Annotated in this window: 6 protein-coding genes and 1 pseudogene; 3 read left to right on the forward strand and 4 right to left on the reverse strand. The window is 65.4% G+C overall.

Annotated features, from left to right (window positions below):
* The 4 genes from RMO23_RS15330 to RMO23_RS15345 all read right to left on the reverse strand — a co-directional run.
* A partial coding sequence (locus tag RMO23_RS15330) for an ABC transporter permease (protein WP_309683345.1) occupies positions 1-706 on the reverse strand: 706 nt, incomplete at its 3' end.
* Positions 706-1,830, reverse strand: coding sequence for an ABC transporter permease (locus RMO23_RS15335; protein ID WP_309683347.1), 1,125 nt, complete (start codon positions 1,828-1,830; stop codon positions 706-708). The genes RMO23_RS15335 and RMO23_RS15330, both read right to left, overlap by 1 nt.
* Entirely contained in the window at positions 1,823-3,460 is a 1,638-nt protein-coding gene (locus tag RMO23_RS15340; RefSeq protein ID WP_309683349.1) for an ABC transporter ATP-binding protein, read from the reverse strand. Before RMO23_RS15340 ends, RMO23_RS15335 begins: the two co-directional genes overlap by 8 nt.
* Positions 3,461-3,528: 68 nt before the next feature.
* The gene (locus RMO23_RS15345; protein WP_309683352.1) at positions 3,529-4,473 is read right to left on the reverse strand and encodes a LysR family transcriptional regulator; all 945 of its coding nucleotides are present in this window, start codon (positions 4,471-4,473) and stop codon (positions 3,529-3,531) included.
* Positions 4,474-4,574: 101 nt separating this feature from the next.
* On the opposite strand from RMO23_RS15345, the gene RMO23_RS15350 reads away from it, so the two are divergent.
* From RMO23_RS15350 to RMO23_RS15360, 3 genes and pseudogenes are all read left to right on the forward strand, one after another.
* On the forward strand, positions 4,575-6,215 hold the full coding sequence (locus RMO23_RS15350) for an FAD binding domain-containing protein (RefSeq protein WP_309683354.1): 1,641 nt from the start codon (positions 4,575-4,577) through the stop codon (positions 6,213-6,215).
* On the forward strand, positions 6,212-8,524 hold the full coding sequence (xdhB, locus tag RMO23_RS15355; protein WP_309683357.1) for a xanthine dehydrogenase molybdopterin binding subunit: 2,313 nt from the start codon (positions 6,212-6,214) through the stop codon (positions 8,522-8,524). Before RMO23_RS15350 ends, xdhB begins: the two co-directional genes overlap by 4 nt.
* Positions 8,525-8,849: 325 nt before the next feature.
* A pseudogene (locus tag RMO23_RS15360) lies at positions 8,850-9,275 on the forward strand (DUF1326 domain-containing protein); the annotation flags it as partial.
* Positions 9,276-9,559: the final 284 nt, after the last annotated feature.

Consider the following 9,559-nt stretch of genomic DNA (forward strand, 5'->3'; position numbering starts at 1 on the left):
GCCGCCAGGTGGCGAAGGTGGTCAGCGCCAGCGCGATCCAGCCGCGGCCGGCCACCATGCCCTCCACCCAGAGCGGCGTGTAGACCACCACCAGGTACGCGCCGGAGAGCCCGCACAGCGCGCCCCCCGCCACCACCGCCGCCAGCCGGATCATGCGCACGTTATAGCCCAGCGCATGGGCCGACTCGGGCGACTCACCGACCGAACGCAGCACCAGGCCGGCGCGCGAGCGGTAGAGGAACCAGATCAGGCCGAACACCAGCGCAATCGCCAGATACACCATGGGGTGCTGGCGGAACAGGGCCGGGCCGACCAGCGGGATGTCGCCGAGCACGGGAATCGAAAAATGGGGCCGCTCGGGCAGCTTTTCCTGCACATACTTGATGCCGGCAAAAGCCGAGAAGCCGGCGCCGAACAGGCTCAGCGCCAGTCCGGTGGCGTACTGGTTGGTGTTGAGCCAGATCACCAGCAGGCCGAAGATGGCGGCCAGCAAGGCGCCCGCCCCCATGCCGGCGGCAAAGCCCAGCCAGTCGTTGCCGGTGTGAACCACGGTGGCAAAGCCGGCAACGGCCGCGCACAGCATCATGCCCTCGGCCCCAAGGTTGACGATGCCGGATTTTTCGTTGATCAGCAGCCCCAGGGCCGCGATGGCCAGCACGGTGCCCGCGTTGAGCGTGGCGGCCAGCAGCAATGCGTAGGATTCCATTATTTGCCTCCTTGCTGCATCGGGGTGGCCAGCGCCGGGCCGCTGGGCCGCGAGCGGTTTCCCGATGCGTTGAATTTGATTTTGATGCGGTAGGCGATCAGGGTGTCGCAGGCCAGCAGCGTGAACAGCAGCAGGCCCTGGAACACGCCGGTCAGCGACTTGGGCAGGCCCAGGCGCGACTGCGCGAGTTCCCCGCCGATGTAGAACATGCTCATCAGAATGGCCGAGAACACCATGCCCACGGGATGCAGGCGCCCGACAAAAGCCACGATGATGGCGGCAAAGCCGTAACCCGCCGGCACATAGGGCGTGAGCTGACCGATCGGCCCGGCCACTTCCAGTGCCCCCGCCAGCCCGGCGGCGCCACCCGAGGTCAGCAGGGCAATCCACAAGGCCTTGCGCGACGAGAAACCCGCATAGCGCGCCGCCGCCGGGGCCAGCCCGCCCACCTGCTGGGCAAAACCGGCGCGGGTGCGGAACAGGAATATCCACAGCACCCCCACCCCCAGCAGGGCAATCAGCAGGCCTATGCTCACGCGCGAGCCCTGCATCAACCGGGGAATCTGCGTGACAGCCTCGAAGGTCTTGGTTTGCGGGAAGTTGTAGCCCGCCGGGTCTTTCCACGGGCCGTAGACCAGGAAACTCAGCACCAGGTCGGCCACATAGACCAGCATCAGGCTGACCAGGATTTCATTGGCGTTGAAGCGGTCGCGCAGCAAGGCCGTGAGGCCGGCCCAGGCCATGCCGCCCAGCACCCCGGCCAGCAAGATAGCCACCACAATCCAGTGCCCGGTGCTCTTGTCGGCCAGCAGCGCCACGCCGCCGGCGACCACCGCGCCCATCACAAACTGCCCTTCGGCGCCGATGTTCCACACATTGGAGCGAAAGCACACGGCCAGGCCCAGCGCGATGATGAGCAGCGGCGTCGCCTTGACCATGAGCTCGCCCACGGCATAAGGCGACTTGATGGGTTCCCAGAAGAACACCTGCAAGCCCTTGACCGGGTCCTTGCCCAAGGCGACAAACAGGATCACACCAATGACGACGGTGACAGCCAAGGCCAGCAGGGGCGAGCCGTAACTCCAGAACCTGGAGGCTTGGGGACGGGGTTCGAGCTTAAGCATGTTGCGCTCCCGATGCCAGTACGGTTCGCACTGAGCCTGTCGAATTGTCTGACGCCCGATCATCCTGGGCTTGTCGAAGGACGGGCTCGCTGCCCGCGGGGGATTCCCAGAGTCCGGACATCCATTCTCCAATCTTGGTGACCGTGGCCTGGGCCCGGTCCATCGAGGGCGACAGCCGCCCCTTGGCAATCACATGCAGCCGGTCGCTGATTTCAAACAGCTCGTCGAGTTCCTCGCTGACCACCAGAACGGCGCAGCCGGCATCGCGCAGCTTGAGGATTTCGCCGCGGATTTGCGCCGAGGCGCCCACGTCCACGCCCCAGGTCGGCTGCGAGATGATCAGCAGCTTGGGGTTGGCGTCGATCTCGCGGCCCACGATGAACTTCTGCAGGTTGCCGCCCGACAGCGACTTGGCCGCCGAATTCGGTCCGCCGGCCTTGACGTTGAAACGCCGGATGATGTCCTGCGCCTGGGTTTCCAGCGCCTTGACATTGATCCAGCCGGGCAGCCAGCGGGATTGGCCGATCGCGTTCCTGCGCGTGAGCATGAGGTTGTGCGCCAGGCCCAGCGTGGGCACGGCACCGCGCCCGAGGCGCTCTTCGGGCACGAAATGCACGCCCAGCGCGCGCCGGCGGCCGGGGCCGAACTTGCCCACTTGTCTGTCAAACACCTGGATCATGGGCGCGGCGGCACGCGTGTCTTCGCCCGACAGCGCGTACAGCAGTTCCTTCTGGCCGTTGCCCGACACACCGGCAATGCCCACCACTTCGCCGGCGCGCACCTCCAGCGTGATGCCTTCGAGGTCCACGCCGAACTGGTCTTCGCGCGGCAGATCCAGGGCCTGCACGCTGAGCACGGTGCTGCCGGTCCTGACCTTGTGGTGCACCAGCTCCGGCGGCTCGGCGCCAATCATCAGGCGGCTCAGCGAGGCATTGGTTTCTTGCTGCGGGTTGCACACCCCCGTGACCTTGCCGCCGCGCAGCACCGTGCAGGCTGTGCACAGTTCGCGGATCTCATGCAGCTTGTGGCTGATGTAGAGAATGCTGCAGCCCTCGGCGACCAGCTGCTTGAGCACCACAAACAGCTTTTCCACCGCCTGCGGCGTCAGCACCGAGGTCGGCTCGTCGAGGATCAGCAGCTTGGGGTCGGTCAGCAGGGCGCGGATGATTTCCACGCGCTGCATCTCGCCCACGCTCAGGGTATGAACCGGGCGCATCGGGTCGATGTCCAGGCCGTACTCACTGGCCTTGGCCGTGATGCGCTGCGTGACCTCGGACAGGGTCAGGCTCTTTTCCAGCCCGAGCCAGACGTTTTCCGCCACGGTCAGGGTGTCGAACAGGCTGAAGTGCTGGAACACCATGCTGATGCCCAGGGCCCGCGCCTCCTGCGGGTTGCGGATGTGGACCGGCTGGCCGTTGAAATGCACCGTGCCTGCATCGGGCTTGACCGAGCCGTAGATGATTTTCATCAGCGTGGATTTGCCGGCGCCGTTTTCACCGAGGATGGCGTGGGCCACGCCGGGTTCGACGCTCAGCGACACGTCGCTGTTGGCCACCACGGCGGGGTAGCTCTTGGTGATGCCGGCCAGCTGCAGCCGCGGTGGCGCGTGAGGGGAAGTGGGGGTGTTCATGTCTCGTTTTGTCTCTCGTCTATTTATAGTAAATCGGCTTGCAGCCGTTAAGGAATGGTCATAGGGCGCTATTCTTTTCGTAGCGTCGCAGCAACCGACTTGACACGTTCGCGCAGCCACCTGGCTGAGTTGGACGCGTGGGTTCGCTCATGCCAGAGCTGGTAGTACACCAGCTTGGGAAATTCAACCGGGCATTCCAGAATCTTCACCGGCAGCCGCCCGCCATGGTCCTCGGAATAGCGTTCGCAGTACTGGCGGCCGGTGGTCAGCACCAGCAGGCTGGCGGCCACCATGCCCGGAATCAGGCCGAAGTGCGGGCAGCGCGCGGTGATGTTGCGCCGCAGGCCCAGGCTGTCCAGATGTTCGTCGATCACGCCCTTGGCGCCGGGATGGGTTGGCGTGGGGGCGATGTGCTCGGCTTCCAGCCAGGCCTGCTGGTCCCAGCCGCGGCGCACGGCCGGATGGCCCTTGCTGACCAGGCACACCACATCGTCGCCGAACAGGCGGCCCATGTGCAAGTCGTCCGACGGCTGGCTCCAGTTGCCGATCACCACATCCACATCGCCTTGCGCCAGATGCGCGTGGTAGTCGGAATCGGCCGACAGGGCCTGGATTTCGATGTGGCACAGCGGCGCCTGGGCCTTGATCTGCGAGACCAGCTGCGGCAGGAACAGCGGGTCGAGGTAGTCGCTGGCGGCCACGCGGAAGGTGTTGCGCGTGGTTTGCGGCTCGAAGCCGCGGGCGTCGGTGAACAGCACCTCGGCGGCGCGCAGTATGCTGGCGCTGGGCTCTATCATGCGCAGCCCGGCATCGGTGGGCACCATGCCCGAGCCCGACCGCACCAGCAGGGGGTCGCCCGCCAGATCGCGCAGGCGCTTGAGCGCTGCGGACACAGCGGGCTGATACATGCCCAGGCGGATGGCGGCGCGGGAGACGCTACGTTCGGTTAACACGGTGTGCAAGACCCTTATCAAGTGGAGGTCTATCTTGTCGAAAAGCGCTTGATCTCTCATACCTTAGCCTACATTCTTGTCATATACCAATGCTTATGTCGGCAAGGCGTCTCCGGCCCTACCCTAAGAGCCGGACTTTCACACCAACAACCTTCTGACTCATGGAAACCAAAACCATTCAATTCATCCGTCGCGGCGAGCTTGTCTCGCTGGGCAATGTACCACCCACGCGCACGCTGCTGGAAGTGCTGCGCGAGGACCTGTCCTGCACCGGAACCAAGGAAGGCTGCGGCGAAGGCGACTGCGGTGCCTGCACCGTGGTGCTCGGTGAAATGGCCCACGGCAAGCTCACCTACCGCGCCATCAACAGCTGCATCCGGCTGGCCCATTCCATCGACGGCATGGCGCTGTGGACAGTGGAAGACCTGGCGGCCGACGATGGCATGCTGCACCCGGCCCAGGAGGCCATGGTGCATTGCCACGGTTCGCAATGTGGCTTTTGCACGCCCGGTTTTGTGATGAGCCTGTTCGGCATGTATCAGAACCATATTGCCCCCACGCTTGCCACTTCGTGTGCTGCGCTGCCCCCCGAGGGGGCTGGCCTGGCTTGGGGCGGCCCGGCGCTGGCGGCCGTTGCCCCCGCGCCCGTCACTGCGTGTGCTGCGCTGCCCCCCGAGGGGGCCTTCGCGCCTGGGGGCGGCCCGTTGGCGCACCGTGCCGTGGCCAACCCGATCACGCGCGAGCTGGCGGTCGAGGAACTGTCGGGCAACCTGTGCCGCTGCACCGGCTACCGGCCCATCCTGGACGCGGCCCAGACCATGGCGCACTGGCCCGCCGCACCGCTCGACGAGACCGATTTGCTACAAAAACTGAAGCAGATTGCGCCTGAACGACGTGGGCCGGCGGCCGATTCGGCTTACATGTTGCCGCAAAATCTGGCCGCACTTCTGTCCGCCCGCGCCGCCCACCCCGACGCACAAATCGTGGCCGGCTGCACCGATGTGGGCCTGTGGGTCACCAAGATGCACATGCAGTTCGGCCAGGTGCTGGACGTGACCCAGGTCCAAGAGCTGCGCCGCATCGAGCGCTATGACAACCATGTCGCCATCGGGGCCGCCGTGCCCCTGACCGATGCCTTCGCCGCCCTGGTGGCCGAGCGGCCGCAACTCAAGACCTTTGCCAACCGCTTTGCCGGCCTGCCGGTGCGCAATTCGGGCACGCTGGGCGGCAACGTGGCCAACGGCTCGCCGATTGGCGACTCCATGCCCCTGCTGATTGCCCTGGGCGCCAGCGTGGTGCTGATGAGCGAAAGAAATGGGAAGGTGGGCCACCGCGAGATGGCGCTGGAAGCGCTGTACACCGGCTATCGCAAAAACGTGATGGCGCCGGATGAAGTGCTGGCCTGGATCAAGGTGCCCGGACCCGTGTCCGGCGAGCAACTCAAGGCCTACAAGATCTCCAAGCGCTACGACGACGACATTTCCGCCGTCTGCCTGGTACTCAACCTGCGCGTTGCGGACGGCTTGGTCGACCACGTGGCTATCGGCGCAGGCGGCGTGGCCGCCATGCCGGTGCGCGCGGTCCGGACCGAAGCCGCCCTGCGCGGCCAGCCCTGGACGCTGGCCACCGTGCAGCAGGCCACCGCCACGCTGCGCGGCGAGTTCCAGCCGATCTCCGACATGCGCGCCTCGGCCGCCTACCGCAGCGAGGTGCTCGGCAACCTGATGCAGCGCTTCTGGCTCGAAAGCCAGGGCCTGCAGCAAATCAATCTGGAAAGTTTTGACGTGAAGGAGCTTGCATGAACGCCCCGGACAAGATATTCACCGCTCCCGGCACGACCCGCACCCCTGCCTGCGGGCTGTCCAAGGCGCACGAAAGCGCCGTGGCCCAGGTCGCCGGTAGCGCCAGCTACATCGACGACCTGCCCGAGATCAAGGGCACGCTGTATGCCGCCCCCATCCTCTCGACCGTGGCCCATGGCCGGCTGCTGGGCGTGGATGCCATCGCCGCGCTGGCGCTGGCCGGCGTGCACGACGTGATTCTGGCGAAAGACATTCCCGGCGACCCCATTCTCGCCACCTTCACGCACGATGAGCCGATCTTCGCCAGCACCCATGTCGAGCACATCGGCCAGGTCGTTGGCGTGGTCGTGGCCGACAGCGTGATGCTGGCGCGCCGCGCCGCGCGCCTCGTCAAACTCGACATCGAAGCCCTGCCGGCCATTCTCACGGTGCAAGAAGCGCTCAAGGCCCAAAGCTATGTGCTGCCGCCGGTGTTCGTCAAGCGCGGCGATGCGGCCCAGGCGCTGGCCAGCGCCCCCCACACCCTGAGCGGCTCGTTCGAGGTCGGCGGCCAGGAGCATTTCTACCTGGAAGGCCAGGTCGCCTATGCGCTGCCGCTGGAGCAGAACCAGTGGTGGGTCTATTCCAGCACCCAGCACCCCGGCGAAATCCAGCACTGGGTGGCGCATGCCCTGGGCCTCGCCAACCACGCGGTCAAGGTCGAATGCCGCCGCATGGGCGGCGCCTTTGGCGGCAAGGAAACGCAAAGCGGCCACATGGCGGTCTGGTCGGCGCTGGCGGCAAACAAGCTGCGCCGGCCCGTCAAGCTGCGCATGGACCGCGACGACGACTTCATGGTCACCGGCAAGCGCCACCCGTTTGCCTATGACTACACGGTGGGCTTCGACGACACGGGCCTCATCACCGGCCTCAAGCTCATGCTGGCGGCCAATTGCGGTTTTAGCGCGGACTTGAGCGGCCCTGTGGCTGACCGCGCTGTTTTTCACAGTGACAACGCTTACTTCCTGAGCGACGTCGAGATCGCGTCCTACCGCTGCAAGACCAACACCCAAAGCCATACCGCGTTTCGCGGCTTCGGTGGCCCGCAGGGCATGATCGTCATTGAGGCCATCATGGGCGACATCGCGCGCCAGCTGGGCCTGGACGCGCTGGATGTGCGCATGCGCAACCTCTACGGTGTGGAAGAGCGCAACATCACCCATTACCAGATGAAGGTGGAAGACAACATCCTTGAACCGCTGCTATCAAAACTGGAGCTGACTGCGCAATACCGGCGCCGGCGGGAGGCCATTTCGGCATGGAATGCGAGCAGCCCGGTGATCAAGCGCGGCATCGCCATCACGCCGGTGAAGTTCGGCATCTCTTTCACCGCGACCTTCTTCAACCAGGCCGGCGCGCTGGTCCATGTCTACACCGACGGCAGCGTGCAGGTGAACCACGGCGGCACCGAGATGGGCCAGGGCCTGAACACCAAGGTCGCGCAGATCGTGGCCGACGAACTGGGCGTGCCCTTCGAGCGCGTGCTGGCCACGGCCAGCTACACCAGCAAGATACCCAATGCCTCTGCCACTGCAGCCTCCAGCGGCACCGACCTCAACGGCCGCGCCGCCCAGTTTGCCGCGCGCCAGATACGCGAGCGCCTGGTGAAATATGTGGTTGACCACGAGGGCTGTGCCCCCGAGGCCGTGGTGATTCGCCAGGGCCAGGTCCACTCGCCCAAGGGAACGCAAAGCTTTGAGCAACTGGTCGACAAGGCCTACCACGCCCGCGTCCAGCTGTGGAGCGACGGCTTCTACAAGACGCCCAAGATCCACTACGACAAGCACACGCTGACGGGCCGGCCGTTTTATTACTTTTCCTACGGCGCGGCCTGCTCCGAAGTCGCCATCGACACGCTGACCGGCGAGAGCCGCGTGCTCAAGGTCGACATCCTGCACGATGTTGGCACCTCCATCAACCCGGCGATCGACATCGGGCAGATCGAAGGCGGTTTTGTGCAAGGCATGGGCTGGCTGACCACCGAGCAGCTGGTGTGGAACGACAAGGGTTACCTCAGCACCCACGCGCCAAGCACCTACAAGATTCCGGCCACCGGCGACGTGCCCGAACACTTCAAGGTAGCCCTCTGGCCCGAGCCGAATCGCGAAGACAACGTGTTCGGCAGCAAGGCCGTCGGCGAGCCGCCGCTGATGCTGGCGATCAGTGTGCTGGAAGCGCTGAAGGATGCTGTGGCGGCAGCGCGGCCGGGAGTGGTGCGGCTGGATGCGCCGGCCACGGCCGAGAACCTGTTGAAGTCACTGAAGGTGTGAGGCGTCGATAGCATCGGTCCATACCGATTCTGCCCGTTCTTGGTTAACTGGGGGCGTTCGCGACGGTCAAGTTCCTATCCTCAGCGGCCATTCGCCGAAGGCTCACACCGGTTACAAGCCGTCTTTGGATGGTGTCGCTCATTGCCGACGTCGAAGTGCCCTTTCGACACCCAGGTTGAACGACTCAAGGACCTCGCGTGACGGTTTGCCTGGCCGTCATCGAACTTGATTTGGTTCACTACACAGCGTAGAATTTTGTCTCCCTTGCCGCCTTGAGCCGCGGCGACAAGTCCGTGTTCGTGTGGCTTCTTCAACGGAGGTTCGTATGAGCTATCACCTGGAAGGTCGCCTGCTTGAGGTTTGCAACTGCAACGTCCTGTGCCCCTGCTGGATTGGCGAGGACCCGGACAACGGCACCTGCGACACCATCATCGCGTGGCGCATAGACAAGGGAACGGTCGATGGCGTCGACGTGGGCGGCAACACCGTCGCGGCCGTGGCCCATGTGCCCGGCAATATCCTGGAAGGCAACTGGAGGGCCGCGATCTTTGTCGACGACCAGGCCTCCAAGGCACAGGAAGAGGCGCTGCTGAAGGTCTACACCGGCCAGGCCGGCGGGCCGGTCGCCGATCTGGCCAAGCTCATCGGCGAGGTCGTGTCGGTGGAGCGGGCGCCGATCCAGTTCACGGTCGTCGACGGCAAAGGCATCCTCGAGATCGGCACGAACTACTATGCCGAGCTCGAGCCCTACTATGAACAGGCCGAGGCCCTCTATCGGGTGCATGGCGCGCCGGACAATGACGCGACCGAGCCACCGCGCGCCCACCCCTTTCCCTATCCGCCGCCGCCTTACGAGCCCCTGGTCGCGACGCTCGCCAAGCGGCTGGCCGCCAGCGGCGCCAGGATCACCCCAATCCCGCGCGCCATCGACAGCCGGGGCGGGGAGGGCAAGTGCGTCCTGTGTACCGGCTGCGACGCCTATTTCTGCCAGGTCGACGGCAAGATGGACACCGAGATCGCCGCCATCCGGCCGGC

Origin of the sequence: Polaromonas sp. (assembly GCF_031411155.1) — a bacterium.
In the GTDB taxonomy this organism is placed as follows: domain Bacteria; phylum Pseudomonadota; class Gammaproteobacteria; order Burkholderiales; family Burkholderiaceae_C; genus Polaromonas.